Here is a 26,051-nt window from a genome sequence, read left to right as displayed (position 1 = left end):
GCTGTGGCTATTAGTGCGGTGAGCGATTATCCAGGCATTGCACATGAACGGTAATTTCTTCGCGGTCATGATACAAGTGCTTAGCTTGAAGGTTGAACTTCACGCCATTTTGGATCAGGTATACCTTCAGGTTCTCGATGTCCTGCAGTACCTCATCATAGCGGCCTTTCATTGGCAGCTTCAGGTTGAAGATCGCTTCCTTCGCCCACCCCTTGATTAACCAATCGCCCATTAGGTGGGCTACGCGGGCCGGCTTTTCAACCATATCACACACAATCCAGGTCACGTTCTTGCGTGGTGGCTCAAACTTAAAGCCATCAACCTCATGGTGCTTAACCTGGCCGGTGTTCATTAGGCTTTCGGCCATCTGACCGTTATCAATCGCGTGGACGAACATCGAACGCTTCACCAACTGATACGTCCAACCACCAGGGCATGCGCCCAAGTCAACGCCCCACATCCCCGGCGCCAAGCGCTCATCCCACTCGTCGCGTGGAATAAAGACGTGGAAGGCTTCCTCAAGCTTCAGCGTCGAACGGCTTGGTGCATCGGACGGGAACTTAAGGCGCGGGATCCCCATAAAGAACTGTGAGTTGTTAAACGTGTACGAGTAACCCACATAGCAACAGCCCGGCGCAACGAAGCAGATATGCAATACCGGCTTCTTCGGGTTGTCTTTGGCGTACAGCACGCCTTGCTTGCGCATCACCTGGCGCAACGGCACCGTGAACTTACGGCAGAACTTCAATAGCTCCTTGGCTTCGTTGGTGTCTGGGGTCTCGATACGCAAATCACCACAGCGCGGGAAGTCTTCAAGCGACTCCATAATCGGCGTGATGCGGTCTTCCGACGGTAAGTCCGTCAGCAGCGTTGCTACCGCAATCATTTGACGGGCGAAGATCAGCTCGGCAAAAGGCTGAAGTTGAATGAATTTGTCAGCATCCCCTGCCTGATAAAACTCAAACACAACATAACCAGAGTTGTTCTTCACCCGAGGGAAGCCATACAACTCCAACTTGTTCGCTTTGTCTTGAACTTCACCGGCACATTCTTTCTCAAAGCCGGGACGGCAGTACAACAGAACTTGATTCACTTTCAACCCTCAAGCTGAGCGCCAGGCGGCCACTGCAAGTACCACCCAGCCAATAATAAAACAGACGCCTCCCATCGGAGTGATGGGGCCAAACCACTTAATACCCGTCAATGCCAGCGCATAAAGGCTGCCACTGAAGAATACAATACCCACTGCAAAAAACAGGGCTGCGTATAATACCGCTTTTGACGACAGAATGCGTGCCAATATTGCACAACCGAAAATCGCCAGGCTATGCCAAGCCTGATATTGCACCCCGGTCTCGAAGACCCCGAGCAAATATGGCGGTAACTGGGATTTTAATCCATGCGCGGCAAAGGCACCGAGCATCACTGTGATTGCCCCGCTTAATGCGGCAAATACCAATAACCCGCGCGACCACGAACTTCGCGTAGTGGGGGTATTCAATCCATTACTGCTCACCGGCACACTCCTTGATAAACGCCGCCAACACCTTTACCGCCTTGGCAATATTGCCGCTTTCGGTATAACCCGACGCCTTTCGGGGCTTGAAGCCATGATCGCCATCAGGCAAGAACGTTGTCTCGACACAATCAGCATATTGCCACGCTTCCACCTCTGCCCGGGTGCCAAACGTGTCACGCTCACCTTGCAGGATCAAGGTTGGCGTGGTGATGGTTTTCAAATGCTCGCCACGGAAGTTCTCCGGCTTACCCGGAGGATGGAAGGGAAAGCCAAGGCAAGCCACCCCCTTCACTTTCGCTGCGCAGTTTTCCACATCGGGCGACTCATCGGCAATTTCCGTCACCATCAGGCTTGCCATTCGCCCCCCCATGGATTTTCCGCCAATCACCAACTTTTCACCGGCATGGGCATCGATATGGCGCTGAAAGTCCAGCAATAGCTTAGGCTGCCTATCTGGCGGGCGCTTCTTGCCATCTTCGCGGCGCTTGATCATATAGGGGAAGTCAAAGCGGATCACCCGGATCCCGGCTTGGGCCAGCCCTTTTGCAACTTCGGCCATGAAGGCATGGTCCATGCCTGCTCCCGCCCCATGGGCAAACAAGAAGGTCGCGACGGCGTCATCTTGACCCGGGCCGTCAATCAAATAGGTTGGATTATCAGACATCTGGCATATCCTCTTGCTCGCGGGCCGCCTTGGCCAATACCCAATCGCGGAATACCTGGATACGGCCGGCCTCTGCCTGCTTCTCCTGGCAAACCAGGTAAAACGCATTCTTGCTCATCAGCACTTCGTCGAATGGGCACACCAGGCGCCCGGCTTCCAGCTCGGGCTGTGCCAGCACGTTATTACCCAGCGCAATGCCCTGGCCATGCACGGCGGCCTGCAACACCATGGTGGAATGGCTGAAAATCGGCCCTTGGTTGACATTGGTCCCTTCGATTTCATGGTGGCGAACATAGTTCTTCCACTCCTTGCGCGAAGTGTCATGCAGCAGGGTATGCAGTTTTAAGTCTTCGAGTGAACGCAGCGGCTTGGGCCCGTTCAACAGTATCGGCGAGCAAACCGGTAGCAGGAACTCTTGGTAAAGCTTGTCGGCACGCAACCCCGGCCAATTACCACGACCGTAATAGATGGCCACATCCACGTCTTCGGTGAGTGAGCCTTCGTCGAGATCCACCGCCTTGATCCGCACGTCGATATCAGGATGCTGTTCGTTAAAATCACTTAATCGAGGTACCAGCCATTGAATCGCAAAACTAGGAGGTAAACTAATGGTTAGCGCACCTTTCGCGCCGCGTTCCAAGACCTTATCAGTGGCATCTGAGATTGCAGAAAAGATGTCTTTTATATCGAGAAAGTAGCTCTGACCTTCTTCGGTTAGCAATAAAGAGCGGTTACGGCGACGAAATAATTTGAGCCCCAAAAATTCCTCAAGGGCTTTAATTTGGTGGCTTACAGCGGCTTGTGTGACAAATAACTCTTCCGCTGCGCGGGTAAAACTCAGGTGCCGAGCGGCAGCTTCGAATACTTTCAGCGAATTGAGTGGAGGTAGACGTCTTGACATACTTTTCCTGCATTAGTTTTTTTTATGGTAAACATTATAAATTGTCCGTTGTTCAAGTGCTACATAAACCATATGATTTGCCTCGCAACGGTGAGGGAGGTTGGATTTCGCCCTCTGGCATTTCAGCCTTTTTCATAGTTGCGATGTTGTGTTTGCATATTATCCGGGTTGTGCCGGATGGGTAGTTTTCTACCAATTTTACTTCCTGTATTTTTGACCTGTCTGTCAAAATTTATTGTTAGCACTGCGCCTTGGCGCGGTGCTTTTTTTTATGCCTAGAAAACACTAACGAAGTTATCAATTATGGCTTCCCTCGATTGGTAACAGCAAACCTCTCCGCCTTCTGCTGATAACCACCTTATCCCGCTTGGTATAGAATGAAAGCATATCGGGAGAAAAGCTTGCCCTTGAGCCAATTTCGCCGCATGATCTCACCCTTGTCTATTTGCAATGTGACTCACCATGACTGCCCAATTTAATATCACTTCCCTGCGCCAGCAATTTCCGGCACTCGACCAGCACTGTAATGGCCAACCCCTGGTCTACCTCGACAGTGCCGCGACAACCCAAAAGCCCAAGGTCGTGATAGAAACCATCCAGCAGTATTACAGTGGCCACAATGCCAATGTCCACCGTGGCAGCCATACACTCACCGCCAGCGCCACCGCCCAATTCGAGCAAGCCCGCGCAACGGTCCAGCAGTTTATCCATGCAGCCGACAGCAAAGAGATCATCTGGACCCGGGGCGCCACTGAGGCGCTAAACCTCATCGCCCAAACCTATGCCCGCAATACCTTGCAGGCAGGCGATGAGATCCTTGTCAGCGAGATTGAGCACCACGCCAATATCGTGCCTTGGCAAATTGTTGCCGAGCAAACCGGTGCCAAGGTCGTCAAGATCCCGATGCTGCCGGACTGCACCTTAGACATGGCTGCATTTTCACAGCGCCTGAGCAACAAGACCAAGATTGTCGCCATAGCCCATGTCACCAATGTCACGGGGACTCGCAACCCAGTCGAGGAAATGATTGAGGCCGCCCACAAGGTCGGTGCTGTCACGGTGATTGATGGCGCGCAAGCCGTTGCCCACGAGCAGGTAGACGTCCAAGCACTGGATGCCGACTTCTATGTCTTCTCCGGTCACAAGATTTTTGCCCCGGCAGGTATTGGGGTGCTTTATGGTAAGAAAGCCCTGCTAGAAGCAATGCCACCCTGGCACGGCGGGGGAAAGATGGTAGAGAAGGTCAGCTTTGACGGTACGACATTCTCGGCGTTGCCGGGCAAGTTCGAAGCCGGTACCCCCAATGTCGCGGGCAGCCTGGCCTTCGCCGCCGCGATCAACTGGTTCCAGTCTATCGACCGAGAGGGCGCTGAGCACCACATCCAAGCATTGCGCCAGCAAGCGCTCGAGGGGATCCGCGATATCGACGACTTGCGTATTGTCGGCCTCCAGCCAGAAGCCAGCCTATTCTCTTTCGTGGTCGACGGGGTTCACCATCAAGACATCGCGACCCTGCTCGACCAGCAGGGCATCGCCCTGCGTGCAGGCCACCACTGCGCCCACCCGATGATGGACGCATTGGGGCTCAAAGGGACATTACGTGTCTCGCTAGCCATGTATAATACCGCCCAAGATGTCGAACGCTTTATCGCAGCCCTGCACAAAGCTTGCAGCCTGCTCTAGGAGACCCAATGACTTTGCCTGCTCACCCGTTTGGGACTGAAATCACCACCACGACAATTCTAGACCAAATGGCTGCGGCCAATGGCTGGGAGGACCGTTACCGTACCGTGATCCAGCTAGGGAAGAAGTTGCCAGCCCTGCCCGAGGAATTTAAGCAAGACCAGCTAAAGGTTAGCGGCTGCGAAAGCCAAGTCTGGCTGGCCCACCAGCAAGATGGCGAGGTATTCCATTTTGCCGCAGATTCAGATGCCCGTATCGTTCGCGGCCTGATCACGCTGGTGCTCGCCGCCTACGAGGGGAAAACCGCCGAGCAGATCCGCCAGTTTGATATCGACGGCTACTTTGATGGCCTCGGCCTAATGGCCCACCTGAGCCCATCACGCGGCAACGGCCTAAAAGCTATCGTTGAGCAGATCAAAACGCTGGCCGGGTAACCTTATCCCCCTTTACTAAACCCGAAAAAAAAGCGAGAACCCTGTTCTCGCTTTTCTGTTTATGAACTCGCCCCACCGCTTAAGCTTTATGCTTAGCCACCAGCTTTTGCAAAATACGGGATACCGCAACAAAGCCAAATGTCGCCGTCACCATGGTCGCGGCGCCGAAGCCACTGGCACAATCCATTCGCTTCGGCCCCTCAGCCGTCGACTTCACCCCACATACCGAGCCATCGGCTTGCGGGTATTTCAACTGCTCGGTTGAGAACACACAGTCAATACCAAATTTGCGCTTCGGGTTCTTAGGGAAGTTGTGGTGGCGACGCAGCGTATCGCGTAATTTCTTCGCTAGCGGATCCTGAATCGTCTTGGTCAGATCAGCAATTTGAATTTGGGTCGGATCAATTTGCCCACCCGCACCACCGGTCGTGATCACCTTGAGCTTGTTACTTTTACAGTAAGCCAGCAATGCAGCCTTTGGCTTCATGCTATCAATGGCATCGAGGATGTAATCAAAGCGGCCGTCGATGTACTCACGAATATTGTCGGGGGTAATGAAGTCATCAATCAGGTTAACCTTACATTCCGGGTTAATCAGCTTGATACGCTCAGCCATCACTTCAATCTTGCTCTGGCCCACGGTGCCTGTCATCGCATGGATCTGACGGTTGATGTTGGTCACGCAAACATCGTCCATGTCGATCAGGGTCAGCTCGCCAATGCCCGAGCGCGCCAGTGCCTCTGCCGCCCACGAGCCCACACCACCAATACCAATCACGCAGACGTGTGCCGCACGATAAATCTCGACTTCGCTGTTGCCGTATAGACGGCGCGTGCCGCCGAAACGCTGGTTATAACTGTCTGATGCTGGGGTTTCTAATTCTCGCATGGCTTATCCGCGCTGTATTCACACATTCATAAAGAAAGAGTGCGATTTATACGCACTCTTGGGGGAATTGTCCAGCGACGCTTGAGCTAGCCTAATGGGATCAGTCCTTAACGGGCTCCACCCACGGTTGCTCTGTCTTCGAGCCTTGCAACCCAAGCTTCCATACCCGGCCAAAGTGCTTATAGTGGCCGGCATCAATACCCGCCTGTGCGCCCATACCATGGTATAGGTCAAGATGGTTTTTCTTCACCGCACCGCCGGTATCAAGTGCCATTAATAATTTAAGCACATGCTGGCCGTTCCAGTTTCCGTCCTCGTCCAGCTGAGGGACTTCGGCCAAAATCACACTGCCCATTGGCAAGTATTCGCGATCGGCCGCCACCGATGCATGGGCTTGCAGCGGAATACCGGCCGTTCCCATCACGTCCAAGTTGTCCTTAGGCTTGAAGAACACGTAAGACGGGTTCTGCTCCAGCAATTCACGTACTGTTGCCTCGTCTTGCTGGTATACCCAATCGGCAATCGCTTTAAGCGACATTTTCTCGCGCGGTACCTCGCCGCGTTCAATCAGTACCCTGCCAATACTGACATACGGGTGGCCGTTCTTGCCGTTGTAGGCGAAGTACTCTAGCTCACCATTATCTTCAAAATGGACAAAGCCACTGCCCTGCACCTCCATCATGAAGATATCCAGCATGGAATCACTGTAACCCAGCTCCAGTCCCTGCCCGGCCAGCGCCCCATTGTAGATTTCGGCACGGGTCGGACAGCGCTCTTCACACTCGGGCATCCCGTAAACGGGGTAGCGATACGTCTCATCCGGTTGGTGTCGCAGCTCAATCACCGGCGAGAAGTAACCGGTGAACATCACGTTGCCATGGCCATCCCCGCCGCCCATTTGGGCGACCTGGATACCATAGTTGCCAAGCTGTGCCGGATCACCGCTTTGCTCTGCCCAGTTTTCGATCTGGCGATACAGGGCTTGATTCGTTGCAGCCATCGACGGAGAGCGCTCCAGCACCTTCTCCATCTGCTGGCTAAATTGGCTATAGTCTTGCGGCTTGTCTGAGTTCACCGCCGGTACCTGGTTCAGTACCTGGTCAAAACGGTTATCGAGGTATTGCTGACCTCGGTCTGTCGGCTTGGCACACCCTGCCAAGCCCAAAATCAAAAGAGCTATCGTTGCTTTACGAAACACAGTTAAACCTATGAATAGCAGATCAAAAATGAAGTTCCATACTGGGATTAGCCATCAGTGTAACCAACTGCCTTGCGGAACACTAACCCAATCTGGCATTTAGCGAAATACATGGATTCCATGCCTACCCACCACTTGGGCACCACCCTATTGTGGCAAACTCCAAGTACGGCAATGTCAGCACAAGGTTGTTTTAGAGGCTTGGCTAGAAACCACTTTTAGAACGTAAGTCCAATTTCTGACGAGTAAATGAGGAAATGTAATGGGCCGGCTGCTGGCGCACCAGGCGATCGGCGTGGAAGTAGTACGAGTAGGTATCATCACCCACCCGGTATTCAAGCACACTGCCATCCCACTTAAACTTCGTATTCACCTGCCGCCCGCCCACAAAAACACCGGCAGGCCTCAGCTCAAAGCTATCTGCCACATAGGGGGCGACCTCCTGCTCAATCCAGACACCGTAAATATCAGGCAAAGGCTTGGGCTGAAGTAAAGGTTGCTCTAACTTTCCAGAAAACCACAAACCAAGCCCAGCGATGACGGTCATCATTCCGGCAATGATCAAACTGGGATAATTCAGGGCTGTTAGAAGGTGATTTTTACGCTTGGCCATGGTGAATAAACATAATGAATAGCAACAGTGAATATAACGTAAATAAAAATACGATCGTGCTTCAATGCGGCAGCAAAGCCTAATAACGGGATCTTCTATCCAAAAAAATTAACCTATTATGTAATTTTCCATGCTCCCCATTCGTCGGCTGCATACGCCAAAGTGAATATTTATTGACTTGAGCGGCATAATAATCAATAACATTAGATAAACATCAACCTCTTCCTGCTCAATTTGGGCACGCACCAGTACAAGGACGTCAATCACTGTGAAGCTTAGAAGTACCGCTTTGGTTAAAGGGTTTCGCCAATCCGCTCCGTATCTCAATGCGCATATCGGCAAAACCATCGTGATCATGCTCGGCGGAGAAGCCATTGCCCACAGCAATTTCTCTCACATCGTCAATGATATTGCCCTGCTCAATAGCCTCGGGCTGAGAATCGTCGTGGTTTACGGGGCCAGGCCGCAAATATCTACCCTCGCCGAGCAAGTCGGCTACCCAACGCCCTATCACAAAGGCGTCAGGGTGACAGACGAGCGTACGCTAGAACTGGCCAAGCAGGCAGCGGGACAGCTGCAGCTCGATATCACGGCCCGCTTCTCGATGGGGCTCAACAACACCCCGATGGCCGGTGCGCAAATCAATGTGGTGAGCGGCAACTTCATCATCGCCCAACCCCTTGGCGTCGACGATGGCGTGGACTATGCCCACAGCGGTCGGATCCGCCGTATCGATATTGATGGCATCCACCGCCAGCTCGACCAGCATGCCATCGTCCTACTTGGCCCTATCGCCAGCTCAGTGACCGGAGAATGCTTCAACCTCACCTCCGAGGAGGTGGCGACACAGCTCGCCATCAAGCTAAAGGCCGACAAGCTGATCGGCTTTTGCTCTGAGCAAGGGGTGCTGCGCGAAGACAACAGTGTTTGGTCTGAAATGCTACCGTCTGAAGCCGAGCAAACCCTACAGAAGCTCGTTGCCGATAACAATGAGGACAGCGGTACCGGGCGGTTCTTGCGCGGGGCGATCACCGCTTGCCGGGCAGGGGTGCCCCGCAGCCATCTGATCAGCTACAAGGAAGACGGCGCCTTGATCCAGGAGCTATTTTCATTTGACGGGATCGGCACCCAAATTGTGATGGAAAGTGCCGAACAGGTACGCCAGGCCACTATCAACGACATCGGCGGGATCCTTGATCTCATCCAGCCGCTAGAGGAAGAAGGGATCCTAGTCCGCCGCTCCCGCGAGCAATTAGAACAAGAGATCAACCAGTTCACCGTTATCGATCGCGATGGGTTGATCATCGGTTGCGCCGCACTCTACCCCTTCCCCGATGAGCAAATGGCAGAAATGGCCTGTGTCGCGGTTCACCCGGATTACCGCGATGGCGACCGGGGCGCCATGCTGCTCAACCAATTGCGGATTCAATCCAAGAGTATGGGGCTACGCCATATCTTTGTGCTGACCACCCGCAGCCTGCACTGGTTCAGGGAGCAAGGCTTTAGCGAGTCTCCGGTCGAGCAATTGCCCATGGCCAAAAAGGCGCTGTATAACTTCCAGCGCCGCTCTAAAATCCTGATCCTCGACCTATAGCGGGCGCGGAGGTATCAACCACTGCCCGTTAGCCCCCCAAAACACCCAAACCCAAAAACCAAACCCAACAAAAAGGCACTGACCAACGTCAGTGCCTTCTTCTACCAATGCCCCTTATCGCGCGCCTTAGCTGAGCAACTCGGCCAAGCCGCTGGCTCGCTCGGTTCGCAGTTTGACCGAACGATTGACAATATCCGGGCTAGCAAACAAGTACAGCTTTTCCTTGGCCCGGGTAATACCGGTATACGTCAACTCACGGGTCAATAGCGGGCTAAACTCACTTGGCAGTACCATCAAGGTATCGGCAAACTCCGAGCCCTGCGATTTGTGAATGGTCATGGCATACACAGTTTCATGCTCCGGCAAACGGCTTGGCAACACCCCGCGTATCGAACCATCCGGCATTTCAAAAAATACCCGGGTACGGTACTCGCCAGTTTGCGGATCGGGCTCGCTATCTTTCATCGCGATACCAATATCACCATTGTATAAGCCAAGGCCGTGGTCATTCTGGCTGATCATCACCGGCCTACCGACATACCAAGTCTCCTCATCAGGGGCAATTTTCCCCAACCTTGCCAGCCCTCGCTCAATGCGCTGGTTGAGCCCGACCACACCGAAATCCCCTTCGCGCAGGGCGCATAGCAAGCGGACTTTCGAAAAAGCCTTTAGCACCTCCGCAGGCGGGCACCGCTCATAGATAGCATCGAGGTAATCACGATAGAAGGTCACTGACATATTCACCATCGACTGGTAGCTATCGCTGGTCAGCGGGTAGAGGTGGATATCTTTGAAGCCCTGTTGCCATACCCTATCAACCTGTTGCGGGCGACCCGCATTAATGGCTTTTGCCAACTGTCCGATCCCCGATTGGGCATGGAAACGATAGCTCTTGCGCAGCATACACAGGCTATCTGCCACCACGCCCAGCGACTGCAGCTGGACGGGAAACTGAAAGCCGGTCAGCTGGCCAAGCAACTGGCTTTGTTGCTGGCTGTACCCCTGATCAGCAAAGGCACAAATATCACCCAAGACCGCCCCCGCCTCTACCGAGGCTAACTGATCACGGTCACCGAGCAAGATCAGCTTGGCATTGGGCGGCAGGGCGTCCAGCAAACGCGCCATCATCGGCAAATCAACCATCGAGGCTTCATCCACCACCAGCACATCAAGGTGAAGGGGGTTCTCGCGGTTATGGCGAAACGCCACCCGGTTTGGAATGGAGCCCAACAATCGGTGCAGGGTACTCGATTGGGTCGGAATATTGTCTTTCACCACCTTCTCGACAGCCAATGAGTCAACCGCAGCACCAATCGACTCGGTCAAACGTGCTGCCGCCTTACCTGTCGGCGCGACCAGCTTAATGTCTGGCAGCCGTGGCTGGCCATTTTCATCCAGCGCTTCGCTTTGCAGAGATTGGGTGACCAACGCCGCCAGTAACTTAGCAACCGTGGTAGTTTTACCGGTACCCGGCCCGCCGGAAATCACAGCAAATTGGCGGGTTAAGGCAACCGCTGCCGCCACCTTCTGCCAATTCATACACGCCGCGTTTGGCACCAACGCATCGAGGGCATCCAAGTCGCTAATATGCTCGGCCGCCACCAACACCGAATCGATGGCCTGCCAATCGAGCGCCTCTGACGCAACGATATCGAGCTTATCGCACACTTCGTATTGGCGCGCCTGCGCAGTATTGGCCTCGCCAGCCTGGCTGAGCTTGTGCAATGCTTGGAACAAAAAGCGGTAGTTGCGGGCAAACAATTCATCGAGTTTGGCCGCCATGATATCGATATCTTTCGCACTCAAGGTCGTTGAATTCGACGAACGCTTTAAGTGGCTCGCCACCAGTTGCTCAAACTGCCAATAGCGACTCAAGTACACACGCTGGCTATCCATGACCAACGGGGTCGGTTGGCCACCATCAGAAACAGCGACAGATTGCGACAAGGCATCTTGCCACAGGCCAACCTCGGGCAGCCCTTGCTGCAACTGGGCATTTTGCTCAGGTGTCAGCCCGAAAGCCCGCTGAATATCGAACTTGGACAACGGCAGACACACATGCCCCTGCCCCAACTCGTAACTGGTCAATGCCGCGATAAAGGTCACTAGGTTTGATTGGGCTTGGTCACCGCCTCCCGCCAGGCTCATCGCAACAAATTTGGCGAATTGGTAATCAAGTGGGCGCAGGCGCCCCTGACGGGTTAATTGTTCAAGGCGCTTAAGCATCAATGAGTTCTCCATCAATCAAACTTTCGAGATCGGTCAGCATGGCCAAGCTTGGGCGCGCCTGGAAAATACCGCTGCTACTGTTCGCCTTCACGCCCCGCAAGAACAAGTAGTACACCCCGCCAAAGTGGGTATCGTAGTCATAGTCCGGCTTGCGGCTCTTCAAGAACCGGTGCAATGCAAGGGCATACAACTGGTATTGCAGGTCGTAGCGGTGATCGGCCATCGCCGCTTTCAGCTTTTCATCCCGATAAACCTCCGGATCATCACCGAGCCAGTTCGACTTCCAGTCCAATACGTAATAGCGCCCTTGGTGCTCGAACACCAAGTCGATAAAGCCTTTCAGCATGCCGCTTACCGTGGCAAAACCCAGCTCTCCGGCTCTGGCAGACAATTCATCGTGGCGGGCTATCACCTTGTTCAGCAAAGGCGCTGACAACACATTAATCGGCAGCATAAACTCCATTTCGGTCAGGCGCTGTGACGGCGGCAGGCTACCTAGCAACAAGTCATTGCCATCCAGCGGGCATGACAGTACATCTCCCACCATTTGCTGCAATACCGGTAGCCATTCTTCGTCGTAGTTCTCGAGGCGAAGCAGCTCTAGGATTTTCTCGGTCGTCTGCTCGCTATCCACCGGTGCGGTAAATTCGATTTCCTCGAACAGGGTGTGGAGGAAAGTACCCGGCCTTGCCCCTTTCGGGAAGGTATAAATTGAGCGAACGGGTTCGGCTTCCTCGCCGTCTTCTGCATCTTGCGATGAGTCGGTATCAAAACCCGGCAGCTCGAACGATGCGTCATGGTGGCTATGGCCTTGCTTGACCAGCCCCGAATAACTGGTGATCCACCAGCTACGATCAAGCTCGGTGTCAAAGGAGGCCGCCACCAACTCGGGCTGTTCTTCCTCAACGGGCTGCCACGGGGTTTCCGGCAGTTGAGGCGGCGCCACCACGCGGATGGCCGACGACGCGTTGGCTAAGCCGGCCAACGCATTGTCCAACTCAAACAGGCCACCTTCCTCGCCATCTTGAACCAACCAGCCTATCGCTGACTGGTGCAACCCGGTCGGCTCTTTGCGGCTCAGTCCTTTACGCACCGGTGACATCCCGATATAGCAGCCATAAACGGCACGGGTCAGGGCAACATAAATGAGGCGCAGATCTTCCGCCAGCCGCTCTTTCTCGGCCAACTCCATACTTTCTTCCACAGCGGCGATATCCAGCACGGCTTGCTGGGTTTGCTCATCATGGAATAGCGCTGTCCCCGCCTCGCGGTAGCTACAAACAAACGGCAGGAAAACCAGATCGTACTCCAAGCCCTTCGATTTGTGGATCGTGACAATCTGTACCAAGTTGCGGTCGGACTCCAACCGCAGTTGTTGCTCGTCGGCATTGCCATTGGGCGCTTCAATGTGCTCCGCCAGCCAGCGGATCAGGCCGTGGTCGCTATCTAGGGTTTGGCTTGCTTGCTGGAGCAACTCGCCGATATGCAAGATATCGGTCAAGCGACGCTCGCCACCATTTTGGCTTAGCAGCATTTCCGGGATAGCGCGGCTGGATAACATATGCCGAAGCATCGGCAGCACGCCACGGCTATGCCATAGCTGGCGGTAACCGCGAAACTCAGCGACATGGCGCTCCCACTCGGCTTCATCGGTGTTGAGCTTATCCAGCGCCTCCGCCGTTAAGGCAAACAAGCCGGATGCCAGGGCTGCACGCATACTGCGATCGTCTTCCGGGGTCAGTACCGCACCCAAGAAGCGTTGGATATCAATGGCTTCAATGCTGGCAAAAACACTGTCACGATTCGACAGATAAACGCTGGCAATGCCCTGCTCGGCCAGTGCTTGCCTTACCAGCGCTCCCTCGGCACCGGTTCTCACCAAGACCGAAATGTCACTGGCATTAATTGGCTTGGTGTTATCACCATCAACCAGCAGCGCCTCGTTTTGCTGGGACAGGGTTAAGATGGTCTGGATTTCAGCCGCGGTGGCCTGTGCCATGGCTTGCTGGTAATCCCCCTTCTTAACCGGCTCATCGGCTTCCTGGCGCCAGAAGCTTAGTGCTGGCTGCTTAACGCCCGCCAGCTGCCAGCCCCGGCTTGCCGCTTTCGGGCTATGGGCAACGGGCAAGAAGGCAATGTCGTTATCGTAAATAAACGGGCGCTTGGGCTGTTCGAAAATACAGTTCACCGCCTCAATCATCTCGGCGGTAGAGCGCCAGTTGGTACCCAAGGTATAGTGCGCCGTCACCTGGCGGCGCGCCTGGATATAGGTGAAGATATCGGCACCGCGGAAGGCATAGATCGCCTGCTTCGGATCCCCGATCATAAACAAGCCGCAAGCGCTGGCTTCCTCCCCTTCCGGGAGCTGACGTTTTTCACCATAAACCGTATTAAAAATGCTGTACTGGAGCGGATCGGTATCTTGGAATTCATCGATCATCGCCACCGGGAACAAATTGCGGATCCTCGCCGCCAGCATCGCGCTTTCATCATGGCTCAGTGCTGCTGCCAGTTGGGTCAACAGATCATCAAATGATAACCAGCCCTTACGGCGCTTCGCGTCGGACAGTAACTCGCGGCACTCCTTGATGGCATGTGCCAATAGCGGGTCACGCACATTTGGCTTGTCGGCCAGCAGCTCACTAATCGCCACAAACGCCGGATGCTCGGGTGCTTGCCCCTTGCTGGTTTTGTCGAACAGCACCTGCTGATCGAATTTCTCCAGCGCCTTGGACAGCTTGTAGCCGGTATTGTCGCGGTTCGCCCATTCGGTGACTTCCGCGAGGGCTTTCGGCAAGCTGGTCTTGGTGTAGCTGCGCTTGTTTACCCCCGAACTGCTAATGATGTCATGAAAATCATCGGCGCCTTCGCGCCATAGCACTTTCACTCGCTCGATACGGGCAAGGTTGTCGTCATGCAGCTGTTGTAAATCGCCCTCTAGCTCGGGGGCGCGGATCTCCACTTCCGCTCCCGACAAGAAGACATTGATGTCCCGAAGCAACGCCGAAGGGGACGACCAAATGTTTCTCACTTCGCTCGCCAAGCTGCGTGGCAGCGGGTAGAAATTTCGGCGCCAGTAGTCAGCTGCCACCTGTGCCCGAAGGTGGCTTTCCTCGGTCACAAACTCATTGTTAAACAGGCTGCCCGACTCAAAGGCATTTTGGGTTAGCATCCGCTGGCAAAAGCCGTGGATCGTAAATATCGCCGCCTCGTCCATTTGCCGCTCGGCTTGCAGCAAGATGGCCGCGGCCGATTTATGATCACTAATATCTTCCAACAACGGCTTGATCACCGGATCATCGCTTTCCCCACGGCTAATTGCGATACGGGCATCATGGATCCGGCGACGGATACGATCCCTCAGCTCAGCGGTCGCGGCCTCGGTAAAGGTCACGACAAGAATTTGATCAACGGTAAGTTCACGGGGGAAGCGGCTAGCGGAGTCCCCATGGCCAAGCAGCAAGCGCAGGTAAAGGCTGGCAATGGTAAAGGTTTTACCCGTGCCCGCCGAGGCTTCGATCAGTCGGTTACCATGAAGCGGAAAACACATCGGCTCCAAGGCTTGCGGGATTATTGTGTTAGGTTGCTGAGTCATTAGATGCACAGATTCCTGTTAGTTCAACAAGGCAAAAACGCAGTGTCGCCTTGTCTGCTCAAGATTATTTTTTGTGATCAGAGGCAAATTCAAATAAATATATCGAATAAAAACATTAAGTCTTATATCAATATGAGAAGTGTTTCACGTTTTCTCCCCGCCGTGTCCGTTAGTATCCGAGGCACGAAATTTGGTCACCTCTGGACCTGTGGTCGTACAGCGAACACCCTACAAACAACAATGATTTGCTGGCGGCCACGCTACACCTTCTCTGCTTTATTTCTGATCTTCCCGTAAATGCATTACTGCTGGTTTCAGCAACGACTCACCCCAGCTCTGAAGATCCGCTGCAAGCTCGTCATGCCACTCCGGCCATACCCGGTTGATGTAAGCGTTGTTGCCTTCACCCTCGAACATGTAGCCACCGTTAAAGGCTTCCGCCATCTTACCCTTCGCTTTGCCGAGGGTATCTTCGTCGTCGCACCAGTTGCCTTGTTTATCCAGCCTTGCTTGCATCCCCGCCAATACCGTGCGGGGAAAATACGCCAGCGGTTGGGTCAAGCCATGGTAGTAGGCTTCCACCAATGCCGTTAGCTGAGCCATGGCATACTCGGGCGCCACAGGCTCAAAAACAAAACTGCCGTCAACGCCAACCAAGTAGGTACTGGCCGGCTTGGCCGACAGGGCAAGGCAAAGGTGATCCAGCCATCCCAGCAAGATATCCTGTGAGCGGATCTTGCCTGGTCGGTAGCGCACCAAGCCTTGCTGGCTCACGTGCTTGAGCCAGCCTTGAAGGCGCAACTGGCGATCGCCCAAGGCCAAGCTGATATCAACTTCGACATCCGGCAATGGCGAAGCCATTAGTCCGATAACAGTGTCAGCCAACGCTTCTATCTGGGTGCGCTCTTCCAATAATTCCAATTCACCAAACTGCGCGACGGGCAATCCCCCCGCAGCCTGCTGGTACTGGGAAAACTGTTCAAAGACCGTTTCCCTGCGGCTTTCTGCGCCGTCTGGTTGTAAGGCATGATGCTCCAAGAATGCCGTCAACAATGACTGGCGTAGCTGGTATCGGCCAAGGCCGTCGAGGGCAAATGGCTCATCGTCTTCTACCGCCCCCTGACCAGCATCAAAAAAGACTTTTAGGCGGCGATTGAAGAAATGCTTAACCGGTAGATTCCAGAAGCGAGCCAATTCGGCCAACTCAAGTACTTCGCCCGTCACGCTATCCGCTACTTCCGGCGGTAGCGGGTTAGCCTGAAACTCGCTCACAGCCACCAGTTCACGATTGGCGGCAGGCAGCCACTCTGCGGCATAGCTTGGCTGCGCGCCAAGGAAGGCTTGCGGGCTAAACGGCACCAAGGCATGGGAGTAAGTCATCGACTGGGCCATCTTTTTCGCCGATTCGTCAACCGACAGGGCCTCATCACCGACCAAACAATAGCCTTGCTGGCAGTACTCAACCAACTCGCTCACCAGCACCGACGGCATTTTTTCGCTATTGTCCTGAATAGAGCGGCCAACATAGCTGATATACAAAATGTCCTGCGCCGATTGCAGCGCCTCAAGGAACAGGTAGCGGTCGTCATCCCGGCGCGATCGATCGCCGTATTTCGCCCGGCCCGCCATCAAGTCAAACCCTTCCGGCGGAATAGAGCGCGGATAAACACCATCGTTCATCCCCAACAAGCATACAGCCTTAAACGGGATGGAGCGCATCGGCATCAAGGTACAGAAGTTCACCTGCCCGGCCAGAAAACGCTGGCTAACCCGTTCACCCGACAACTTGTCGTTTAAATAGTCGCGCATCACGGCAGGGGTAATATCGCCGTTGTAACCGGCGTCACCCAGCTGCTGCTCCAGCAGCTGCAACTTATCCCGGATCATCCGCAGTACCAGCTCACCATCCATGTCCACCGCAAAGCAATCGTCCAGCAATTGGTTAAGGGTGGCTATCCACTCGCCAACCGGCTGGGCCACCGCCAGCTGGTGGCGATACTGCATCAGGGTTTCAATAAACAGGCCAAGCTGGCCTGCCTGTTCGGCATCCAGCCCCTGTACTTCGTCGTAGGCCAATACCCCCTGATACAAACCCGATGACTGCGGCATCGCATAGCCCAAGAGCATACGCTGCAAACCGAATAACCAGGTGTTCTGCTGCTGTTTCGGCAGCTCAAATTCACCAGCCGTATCGTCATCCAGCCCCCAGCGGATCCCGACTTCCTCAATCCACTGCTTGATACGCTCAAATCGCTGGCTATCGAGGCCAAACTTGGCCATCACGGCTGGGACTTCGAGCAGCTCAAGCAACTCGGACGCTTGGCAACGGCTTTCCGGCAAGCTCAACAAACGCAAGAACGCCAGCAACACCGGGTTTTCCTGATCGGCACTGCGGTCGGAAATCGAAAACGGGATATAGCGGTTGCCAGACGCGTTGCCAAACACCGCCTGGATATATGGGCTGTAACTGTTGATATCAGCCACCATCACCACGATATCCCGTGGTGATAACGCCGGGTTTTCCGCCAGCATCGTCAGCATGTTGTCGTGCAGCACCTCCACCTCGCGCATCGGTGAATGGCAAGCGTGGATGGTCAGCGACTTGTCTCCCTGGCCGATAGGCAGTTTATGTTGACTGCTTTCGGTAATTTCATCATTGACCCGGTCTTCCAGGTTCAAGATGTCGGCCTGCAGGGCGTGCAGCAACGAATCGGGTTCGATATCGACGAACGCCTCGACATCCTGCGCCTCCATTTCCGATAGTAGGTACAGGTTATCGCGCCCCAACTTACCCAGCGAGGCCAACAAGGTGTTCCCTACCGCCCCCTCATGGGTATCGTCAATAACATTGTCTTCAATATCGCCTTTTAACGGCGAGATCACCCCGCCTTTTTCGCTGTGATCCGCGCACCACTGCAACTGCTGGCGTTGCTTGGCAGCCAAGCGGGCCAAATACTTACGGTCGCGCACCTCCCCCCAATAATGGCGGCAAGGGTTAGTAAACATCAGGTGGACATCGATATGCTTGCCCAGTGCCGCGAGCGCATCAAGATAGCGTGGCGGCAGGGCCGATATGCCGAAAACGAACAAGCGCTTAGGTAGACCAGAAGGTAAAGGCGTCCCGCTTTGAAGGTAACCTTCGAGGGTTTCGATAAAGTTGTCGTAAAGGTTGGCACGGTGATACGGCGACTGGTCTAGGCTCAGCGTTTGGTCATACAGTGCCTGCCATAGCATCGGCTGCCAGGGATGCTCGGCCACCAGCTCGGGGTCGATCTGGTCCGCCTCCCAAGCCTGAATCCATTCGGGGCGATATACCAAGTACTGGTCAAAGATGTCGGCAATTTTCTCTGCCAATTGATAGCTTTTGATCTGCTGTTCGTCTTCACGCAAATAATTCGCCAACGGTTCAAACTCTGGCTTATCGAGCATGAGTGGCAAGACTTGCAATAGCTTCCAGGTCATGGCTTCTTTATTGAAGGCACTGCGCTCGGGTACATCATCGAGCACCTTGGTGAACATGTGCCAAATAAAGGTGGCCGGTAGCGGAAACTCCAAGTTAGCGGCAATGCCCTGGGCTTTCGCCAGCTCCAGCTTAAGCCATTGTGACATCCCAGGGCTTTGTACCAAGATTTGCTCTTGTTCAAACGGGTTATCCAATGGGTCGAGCCGAATAAGCTCGACAAGCAGTGACTTGAGAAGATCAAGCTGATTTGAGTGGTAGACAGTAAACACGCAGGGATCTCACGCAAAGAGAAAGTTCCCTTGATTGTCTACCATCAACTGGTTGTCTGCAAACCAAAAAGTAGAAATGAATAAAAGCCCAGATTAACTGGGCAAAAGGCACACATTTATCCCTGTACTAACCACCTTGCAAACACTTCACCTGCTGCCGCAATCTACAAACTACAGCAGGTGTCATGCATCCCCCAAGGCTTAAGCACTGTGTGAAACAGGACTCAATAACCGCGAAATCGGACGGTAGAAAGCAAGGTAACGCAACGCTACATAGCTCACTACCACTGTCGCCACATACAACTCAATATGCGCCAGTGTCGATACCTGAGAAACATACTCATCAGCCACGCCAACCGATGCCATCCACGCCGCTGTTTTGAACAAAGCTGTCGCGCTGATCACAATCGGGAAGGTAAAGGCTGCGTAGCCTGGGCTGAAGCTCAGGCGCAGCAGACGGAAGAAGGCCACATAGATAACAAACGTCATCAGTACTGCAATGCCACCGAGCAAACCAACCACAACCGGTGACGGTGATTGGATCACCGTCAGGTAACCCGCCAACGAAAGGCTGGCTGGCGCTGCCATAATCGCAATCGTTGGTTTCGCGCCATCAGGAATTTCATGGCTAAAGATCAGGCGGTAAACCATGATTGGTAGCATCACCGCATAAGTTGCCATACCAAAGACTAATAAACCTTCGGCCAAAGGAAGCATTTCACCACCCGGGAAAGCCACATCAGCAACAACAATCCCAATCGGCGGTACAAACCAGCTTGGCACCATATGGTGCAATTCAAATTCAACAGCGCGGTGGTAAACAAACAGCACCAAGAACATCATGTGCAGTATCACCGCAAACAGCCATAATGCTTCACCAGCAAAAGGAAAATATAGGCCTATCGCATTCGATACCACCATGGTCGCCATGGCAAAGGTCGGCACCACACTCCCCACTACCGGGTGGGTTAGATCGTTCCATAGTGATTTCGGGTGCAAGATAAATTTCACCAGCAGAATAGCCAATAACAAACTAGCAATCGCTGCCCCGCCTAGTTGCCCCATTCCGTTGAGATCAGACGCGTTTTCCCAGCACCAACCCAGGCTTGCAATACCTAGCGCCAATCCTGCCATTGGTGTAGGCGCACCAAATACTTTTCTTTTTGTTGCCTGAATCATCTCAACCCCCATCTCTAGCCTGAAACCAGCCTGTTTTGAACACAGAAATAGTGTATATAATTTGATGGGTTTATAATAATTGAATACATTTAACCAGAAGTTAAACTTATCTGAACGGTGCCATATGAATATCGCCCTTAGGCAATTGAAAGTCTTCGTGACAGTCGCGCAGGAGCTGACTATCACAGCAGCTGCGGAAAAGCTGTTTCTGTCCAAGCCCGCTGTCAGCATGGCATTATCAGAGCTTGAAAAGCAGTTGGATCACAAATTGTTCGACCGCAACAACAACCGCCTGCTGATCAACGAGCAGGGTAAACGCTTGCTCCCCCTTGCCGATGAACTACTGGCCCGCAGCCAAGCCATCGAGCAACTTTTCGATCAGGAAGGCCCGGTTACGGGCAAGCTTAAAATCGGTTCAAGTGATACGGTCGGCAACCAAGTCACCCCTTTCTTGCTCCGTGACTTCAGGCTGGATTCCGGCCACAACGACCAGTCACTGTATATTTCCAATACGGCGCAGATTTGCCATATGCTGGGTGAGTTCGAGCTGGATATCGGCTTGGTTGAAGGTAAGGTGCAGCAAGAAGATTTAGTGGTGCAGCCTTGGCTCGGGGATGAGATGGTCGTCGCCTGCCACCCCGAGCATCCGCTAGCCAAAATGAAGCAGCTGAGATTATCGGATCTGGAACAATCGCAATGGATTTTGCGTGAGCCAGGCTCGGGCACCCGGGAGTTCTTTTTAAGCCGCATTTCACCAAGGCTAGAGCTGTGGCACCAAGCTTTCGAGCTCAACAATACCGAAGCAATTATCAACTGCGTCGCGGCAGGGCTCGGCATTACCTGCCTATCACGCCGCGCCGCCGAGCATGCACTCAATGATGGCAGGTTAGTACTGCTTGAGCTTCCGCTCAATATGCAGCGCCAATACTGGTTGCTCTACCACAAAGAGAAATACCAAAGCCCGTTGCTCAAGCTGTTTATCGCCTTTTGCCAACAGTGGAATTTACCGCAGAGTACAACAGCGCCAAACTAGCATCTGGCACACCCTAGATGCGGTTGTCTCCATTGCTGAAGGCGATAATTTGGCTGATCTGGCACAAAGGTCGGCCAGACTCTTGTTGCCATTCCGAGAAGGCTGCTTGGGTTGCATTTAGGGATTTCAGGGTATCTCGGCCACCGTCGATAATGCTGGTATTACGCAGATAAGATTCAACATCTTGGCTCAGGATAAATGTATCTTTGCCCATGATCCTCAGGGTGTAGAGGCCGGTATTGCCGCCAAGACGCTTGCCGTGCTTTTTCAGGTAGCGCCATAGGCCTGTAATATCATCCTGCGGCCAGTCGGCAACCATACTGGCAAATGAGCCATGTGACACCGAGGCTTGATGGATCATGTGGGCATTTTCCGGAATTGTCATCACCTTACCCAGATGACGAATAATCGCAGGATCGGTTGCTTTTCGCTCCCACATCTCAGTGGGCATCAGTAGCATTTTTTCAATATCAAAACCAAAAAACACCTCTTCGAAATTTGGCCATTTATTCCGCACAACCTGCCAGCTGATCCCCGATTGAAACACCTTCTGGGTAAAAGCTGCCAACCAGCGGTCATCGCCAATCAGCTTCAATTGCTCACTCGACAAGGGCGTTGACAACATGCTTTCTAGCACACTTTCCCCACCCTTGCGCTCTGCGGCACGGGCATAAATTTGAGCAAATTTTTCTCTCGCCATCACATTAACACGCTTATCACTGGACAATGGCCTTCATGCTACTGTATAAGCAGCCAGTAAATCAATTTCGGAGAGGGTGACCATGGCTGTTATCGTCAAATATGTAGTTGAGCGCAACGGAGAAGAAAAGATGACTTTCACCTCTAAGTCCGAAGCCGACGCATACGACAAAATGCTTGATATGGCTGATGATATGTTTACTTTGCTAGGCGAAAGTAAACTGTTCGAGGATGAAGCCAAGCAAGAAGAACTATCACTGTTCTTGGCTCAAAAGCGTGAAGAAGTGCTTATTGCACTGGGTGCGAAGAAAAAAGCCGCGCCAAAAAAGAAGGCTGCCAAGCCTGAGCCAGTAGCTGACGCCGCTTCAGATGAAGCAGCATAAGTACAAATACTGTTTTGGTTAATGAATAAACCTCCGATCTGGAGGTTTTTTTATGCATTCATTTCCCATATATCCCGCATCCCAGTCATAATTTCGTCATTTTTAACTGTTTACTCTTTTACCCCTTCAATATCCGCTCAAGTGTCATTATGATGGTTTCCAAGTATGAATAGATCCAAAAACCTGAGCCCTTAACGGAAACCTCTCGGCTTTGCCGAACGGCGCTCGACCTTTTTAGTATGGAGAACGATCAATAATGGCCAGCTTTTCACTAGCCCTAGGTACTGCAACCAAGAACCGCGATGACAAAATCATCGAAGCTTTTTTCCCAACCCCAATTCTTAACCCATCAGCTGAGCTAGTTAGCGCTATTGCTGCTGTTGTCGATTACAAAGAAGGCAACCAAGCAATCGAAATCACTCCTGCACAAAGTGCGGATCTAACTGCCGCGTTTGATGCTGCTGGCGAAGAAAAAAGCGCACAATTTGCAAGCCGTGCGGCGCAGTCTTCACAGCCATTGGTGGTTGTTATCCTAGCAACAGACGAAGCACCTACTTCCGTTGCTGAAGGCTTCCTAAAGCTACAGCTTATTTCAAACCGCTTAGTGCAACCGCACGGCCTAGTGCTTGATGGTATCTTCGGCCTATTGCACAACATCGCTTGGACTAACCAAGGCGCTATCGACCTACCAGAATTGGCCGATCGTCAGATCGAAGCTCGCCTAAACGGTGAGACACTTACTGTCGATTGCGTAGATAAATTCCCGAAAATGGTGGATTACGTTGTACCAGCTGGCATACGTATCGCTGACACTTCACGCGTTCGCCTTGGTGCCCACGTGGGTGAAGGCACAACAGTCATGCACGAAGGCTTCATCAACTTCAATGCCGGTACCACTGGCGTGAGCATGGTCGAAGGCCGTATCTCTGCTGGTGTTGTAGTCGGTAACGGCTCAGACATCGGTGGTGGTGCATCTATCATGGGTACCCTATCTGGCGGCGGTACGGTTGTTGTTTCTATTGGCGAAAACTGCCTACTTGGTGCTAACGCTGGTCTTGGTTTCCCTATGGGCGACCGCTGTACTATCGAATCAGGCCTATACGTTACAGCTGGCTCAAAAGTACGCATGCTAGACAACAATGGCCAGGAAGTTGAAATGGTTAAAGCACGCGACCTAGCTGGCGTTTCTGATCTTCTTTTCCGTCGCAACTCAGTGACAGGCCAGATCGAATGCTTGGCAAACAAATCAGCTGTTGAGCTAAACAGCGAGCTACACAGCAATAACTAATTGCTTGAATGTAGATATGAAAAAGGCTGCCTCGGCAGCCTTTTTCTTGTTAGGTGCTCCTAGAAAGCCCTGCGATATATCAATACCCACGTTCCACTAAGCCATAACTAGAACGGTTGTCGTTGCACTCATCGGGGTAGGCAGGGTTGAGCACCGTGTTGACATTATTCCTGCCGCTGCAATACTCAAACCGCCCTTGCAAATAACCCGCGCGATACTTTTCATAATCCGTTTCCGATAAAGCCCCGTGCTTATTCAGATCGTTGTTTGACCACTCCCGGTAGCCTTGCCCGCCATGATACTCACCTAACTGCTCCCATTCTTGCTGCTTGGCTAGTTCATTTTCATGATAGCCTGCGCAGCCCGCAAGCATCAGGATGACACACCCAGCCAAACATCGAATCACCCAACTAGCCATCACAATTCCTCCAATAAAAGAACTGCCTTAAGTATGGTTGATCAGCTAAGTGCTGCCACTGCACGTTGGCCGCTTTCGCTTTGGGTACCGATCACACCCAGCAGCAGGCCTAACACCGCCCCGATCACCATCACGCCCCCCAGATGCCATGCATCGCTGATCCCAAGCTTAAGCAAACTATTACTAATCAAAGATGCAAACACCATCTGGCATGCTCCCGATAACGCAGCTACGGTACCGGCTTTCTTGGCATAGGGAACCAACAACAAGGATTGGGCACATGGGAATGCGATACCGTTAGCCATCGCCAACAGGAAATGGCCAAGGCTCATCCATGCTGGTTCAAGCGGAGCCGCAATCAGCACCGACCCCGCGACGAAATGGAGCAACGGCGCCAATTGCAGCATGCGTTTTGTTCCCAATTTTGGACGCAACCGCTGACACACCAAACCACCACACAACAAGCCAAAGGCCGGCACCATCGCCCACAGTGCATACTGCTCGGAAGAAAGCCCGATTTGCACCTGCATAATAAACGGCATCAGTGATATCGAAATCACCACCAAGGAGAAGTTAACCCAGCCGATACCTGCAAAAGATAGAAAGTGGCGTTCATGGATAAGCGAAAAGTAGGAGCGGGCTAGCCCACCCACAGATTGTGGGGCTGATGCCTTGGCTAAGGTTTCTTTAAACGTAAACAGCAGGACTAACCACACGATGGCAATGTAAGCCAATAACAGGATAAACACCGATAGCCAGCCCGCATAATGGTTTAGCATCCCCCCAATCACGGGGGCCACTATCGGGGTGAAGGCAGCGACGATAGCCAGCCATGTCATTGCCTTGACCAAGTCTTGGCGCTGGTAACTATCGCGAATGGTCGCCCTAGCCAGCACAGCCACACTACCAGCACCGACACCTTGAATAGCCCGCCCAGTAAGTAACCAAGAGAAATCGTCAGCAAATGCGACCGCCAGTACCAAGCCCAATAGGGAAATTAATAAACCAGAGAGCAGTACGGGGCGACGTCCGAACACATCCGACAATGGGCCATAGGCAAGCTGAGACGTACCAAAACCAAACAAATACCCGGACACAAGCAATTGCGCCTGTTCGGTACTCAAATGAAGATCAGCCGCGATCCACGGCAAGGAGGGAAAGATCAACCCTAGACTAAATTGCCCGATACTGACGATCAGGCAGGCTAATAACAGCGGCTTCCAGCTAAATGATCCCATTCTTCCCCCCGTATTGTGAATTCTATCTATTATGCACGTAACAGGGGGAGAGGATAATCAGCGTGGTATTAAGGGATTATTTCCCATTAGGAATGATTACTTACTGATGATGTAGGTGAACGGGTTCGTGAAAGAAAACTTGCTGCCTTGAGTCGCAACCTTGCCTTGCTTCATCGCCACAATCACTTCTTTCTGCACTTTGATTAACGAGAAAAAGCGGATCACCATAAACACGATAAATACTGGCATCAAAACCTGGCTGATCGGGGCAGACTGCAGGAGCAAGTCATTGCCTAGCCAAAGTGTCAGCATCAGTAACATTGCGTAAAGCGAGTGGGGCTTTAGAACGATTTTAATATCAGTTGCAGATTCCGTTCGTTCAAAGAAAAACTTCATTTGTGACTCCCATAAAATCAATTGCCGTTACCCTCTCATAACAAACCACCCAAACACAAGCCAGAAGCAAAGTCTTACTTCAAATAGTTGTAAATGGGTATGTCTAGCGAAGCCAAACGTAAAAAGCCCCGTCTTTCGACGAGGCTTCTTAATAGGTGGCGGAACGGCCGGGCTGGCGCTCCATCGGACTCGCGCACGAGCGGGACTCATTCGTCCGAAGAACGAACATCCTCTTCTGAAATGCAAAAAACCTCAGCCTTTCGACTGAGGTTTCTAATAAGTGGCGGAGCGGACGGGACTCGAACCCGCGACCCCCGGCGTGACAGGCCGGTATTCTAACCAACTGAACTACCGCTCCACTCAAAC

Annotated in this window: 21 protein-coding genes and 1 tRNA gene; 6 read left to right on the top strand and 16 right to left on the bottom strand. The window is 52.9% G+C overall.

The window, feature by feature from the left end; all coding sequences use genetic code 11:
* Nucleotides 1-10: 10 nt before the first annotated feature.
* The 4 genes from rlmM to C9I98_RS22960 form a co-directional block, all read right to left on the bottom strand.
* Nucleotides 11-1,093: a 23S rRNA (cytidine(2498)-2'-O)-methyltransferase RlmM gene (rlmM, locus tag C9I98_RS22975; RefSeq protein ID WP_036819208.1), complete on the bottom strand. Its 1,083-nt coding sequence runs from the start codon at nucleotides 1,091-1,093 to the stop codon at nucleotides 11-13.
* A gap of 9 nt (nucleotides 1,094-1,102) precedes the next feature.
* Nucleotides 1,103-1,423 (bottom strand): DUF423 domain-containing protein, encoded by a 321-nt coding sequence (locus C9I98_RS22970; RefSeq protein ID WP_051902025.1) that lies wholly within the window; start codon nucleotides 1,421-1,423, stop codon nucleotides 1,103-1,105.
* 82 nt (nucleotides 1,424-1,505) lie between these two features.
* Nucleotides 1,506-2,183, bottom strand: a complete 678-nt coding sequence (locus tag C9I98_RS22965) for an alpha/beta family hydrolase (RefSeq protein WP_036819209.1) — start codon at nucleotides 2,181-2,183, stop codon at nucleotides 1,506-1,508.
* A complete protein-coding gene (locus C9I98_RS22960; RefSeq protein ID WP_036819212.1) occupies nucleotides 2,176-3,084 on the bottom strand; it encodes a transcriptional regulator GcvA in 909 nt (302 codons plus the stop codon). Before C9I98_RS22960 ends, C9I98_RS22965 begins: the two co-directional genes overlap by 8 nt.
* Before the next feature lie 462 nt (nucleotides 3,085-3,546).
* Here C9I98_RS22960 and csdA point away from each other — a divergent pair, with 462 nt between their 5' ends.
* Together csdA and csdE are read left to right on the top strand one after the other, a co-directional pair.
* Entirely contained in the window at nucleotides 3,547-4,767 is a 1,221-nt protein-coding gene (csdA, locus tag C9I98_RS22955) for a cysteine desulfurase CsdA (protein WP_036819215.1), read from the top strand.
* An 8-nt stretch (nucleotides 4,768-4,775) separates the two neighbouring features.
* The gene (gene csdE, locus C9I98_RS22950) at nucleotides 4,776-5,201 is read left to right on the top strand and encodes a cysteine desulfurase sulfur acceptor subunit CsdE (protein WP_036819218.1); all 426 of its coding nucleotides are present in this window, start codon (nucleotides 4,776-4,778) and stop codon (nucleotides 5,199-5,201) included.
* A 79-nt stretch (nucleotides 5,202-5,280) separates the two neighbouring features.
* On the opposite strand, the gene tcdA is transcribed toward csdE, so the two are convergent.
* The 3 genes from tcdA to C9I98_RS22935 all read right to left on the bottom strand — a co-directional run bounded on the left by tcdA (nucleotide 5,281) and on the right by C9I98_RS22935 (nucleotide 7,901).
* Complete coding sequence (gene tcdA / locus C9I98_RS22945) at nucleotides 5,281-6,090, bottom strand: tRNA cyclic N6-threonylcarbamoyladenosine(37) synthase TcdA (RefSeq protein ID WP_107272527.1); 810 nt, start codon at nucleotides 6,088-6,090, stop codon at nucleotides 5,281-5,283.
* A 100-nt stretch (nucleotides 6,091-6,190) separates the two neighbouring features.
* A complete protein-coding gene (gene mltA / locus C9I98_RS22940; protein ID WP_107272526.1) occupies nucleotides 6,191-7,288 on the bottom strand; it encodes a murein transglycosylase A in 1,098 nt (365 codons plus the stop codon).
* 205 nt (nucleotides 7,289-7,493) lie between these two features.
* Complete coding sequence (locus tag C9I98_RS22935) at nucleotides 7,494-7,901, bottom strand: DUF2850 domain-containing protein (protein WP_036821154.1); 408 nt, start codon at nucleotides 7,899-7,901, stop codon at nucleotides 7,494-7,496.
* Nucleotides 7,902-8,169: 268 nt separating this feature from the next.
* On the opposite strand from C9I98_RS22935, the gene argA reads away from it, so the two are divergent.
* On the top strand, nucleotides 8,170-9,495 hold the full coding sequence (argA, locus tag C9I98_RS22930; RefSeq protein WP_036821151.1) for an amino-acid N-acetyltransferase: 1,326 nt from the start codon (nucleotides 8,170-8,172) through the stop codon (nucleotides 9,493-9,495).
* A 126-nt stretch (nucleotides 9,496-9,621) separates the two neighbouring features.
* Here the strand turns inward: argA and recD are convergent, their stop codons facing one another.
* The 4 genes from recD to C9I98_RS22910 form a co-directional block, all read right to left on the bottom strand.
* Entirely contained in the window at nucleotides 9,622-11,721 is a 2,100-nt protein-coding gene (recD, locus tag C9I98_RS22925; RefSeq protein WP_107272525.1) for an exodeoxyribonuclease V subunit alpha, read from the bottom strand.
* Nucleotides 11,714-15,319, bottom strand: coding sequence for an exodeoxyribonuclease V subunit beta (recB, locus tag C9I98_RS22920; RefSeq protein ID WP_036818610.1), 3,606 nt, complete (start codon nucleotides 15,317-15,319; stop codon nucleotides 11,714-11,716). The genes recD and recB overlap by 8 nt, the downstream gene beginning before the upstream one ends.
* Before the next feature lie 276 nt (nucleotides 15,320-15,595).
* A complete protein-coding gene (gene recC / locus C9I98_RS22915; protein ID WP_107272524.1) occupies nucleotides 15,596-19,051 on the bottom strand; it encodes an exodeoxyribonuclease V subunit gamma in 3,456 nt (1,151 codons plus the stop codon).
* Nucleotides 19,052-19,252: 201 nt separating this feature from the next.
* Nucleotides 19,253-20,230, bottom strand: a complete 978-nt coding sequence (locus C9I98_RS22910; protein WP_036818413.1) for a TDT family transporter — start codon at nucleotides 20,228-20,230, stop codon at nucleotides 19,253-19,255.
* A 124-nt stretch (nucleotides 20,231-20,354) separates the two neighbouring features.
* Here C9I98_RS22910 and C9I98_RS22905 point away from each other — a divergent pair, with 124 nt between their 5' ends.
* On the top strand, nucleotides 20,355-21,263 hold the full coding sequence (locus tag C9I98_RS22905) for a LysR substrate-binding domain-containing protein (protein WP_036818403.1): 909 nt from the start codon (nucleotides 20,355-20,357) through the stop codon (nucleotides 21,261-21,263).
* A gap of 13 nt (nucleotides 21,264-21,276) precedes the next feature.
* Here the strand turns inward: C9I98_RS22905 and C9I98_RS22900 are convergent, their stop codons facing one another.
* Nucleotides 21,277-21,963, bottom strand: coding sequence for a DNA-3-methyladenine glycosylase I (locus C9I98_RS22900; protein WP_036818405.1), 687 nt, complete (start codon nucleotides 21,961-21,963; stop codon nucleotides 21,277-21,279).
* Nucleotides 21,964-22,045: 82 nt separating this feature from the next.
* Here C9I98_RS22900 and C9I98_RS22895 point away from each other — a divergent pair, with 82 nt between their 5' ends.
* Together C9I98_RS22895 and dapD are read left to right on the top strand one after the other, a co-directional pair.
* Nucleotides 22,046-22,345, top strand: coding sequence for a YebG family protein (locus tag C9I98_RS22895; RefSeq protein ID WP_036818407.1), 300 nt, complete (start codon nucleotides 22,046-22,048; stop codon nucleotides 22,343-22,345).
* A 256-nt stretch (nucleotides 22,346-22,601) separates the two neighbouring features.
* The gene (gene dapD, locus C9I98_RS22890; protein WP_036818409.1) at nucleotides 22,602-23,633 is read left to right on the top strand and encodes a 2,3,4,5-tetrahydropyridine-2,6-dicarboxylate N-succinyltransferase; all 1,032 of its coding nucleotides are present in this window, start codon (nucleotides 22,602-22,604) and stop codon (nucleotides 23,631-23,633) included.
* Nucleotides 23,634-23,712: 79 nt separating this feature from the next.
* On the opposite strand, the gene C9I98_RS22885 is transcribed toward dapD, so the two are convergent.
* The 4 genes from C9I98_RS22885 to C9I98_RS22870 form a co-directional block, all read right to left on the bottom strand.
* The gene (locus C9I98_RS22885; protein WP_107272523.1) at nucleotides 23,713-24,051 is read right to left on the bottom strand and encodes a DUF2799 domain-containing protein; all 339 of its coding nucleotides are present in this window, start codon (nucleotides 24,049-24,051) and stop codon (nucleotides 23,713-23,715) included.
* A 41-nt stretch (nucleotides 24,052-24,092) separates the two neighbouring features.
* Nucleotides 24,093-25,289, bottom strand: a complete 1,197-nt coding sequence (locus C9I98_RS22880) for an MFS transporter (RefSeq protein WP_107272522.1) — start codon at nucleotides 25,287-25,289, stop codon at nucleotides 24,093-24,095.
* Nucleotides 25,290-25,385: 96 nt separating this feature from the next.
* Complete coding sequence (locus C9I98_RS22875; RefSeq protein WP_036828929.1) at nucleotides 25,386-25,685, bottom strand: hypothetical protein; 300 nt, start codon at nucleotides 25,683-25,685, stop codon at nucleotides 25,386-25,388.
* 281 nt (nucleotides 25,686-25,966) lie between these two features.
* Nucleotides 25,967-26,043 (bottom strand) — tRNA-Asp (locus C9I98_RS22870).
* Nucleotides 26,044-26,051: the final 8 nt, after the last annotated feature.

It is taken from the genome of Photobacterium sanctipauli (genome assembly GCF_003026495.1).
In the GTDB taxonomy this organism is placed as follows: domain Bacteria; phylum Pseudomonadota; class Gammaproteobacteria; order Enterobacterales; family Vibrionaceae; genus Photobacterium; species Photobacterium sanctipauli.
This window is presented reverse-complemented; position numbering and strand designations above follow the sequence as displayed.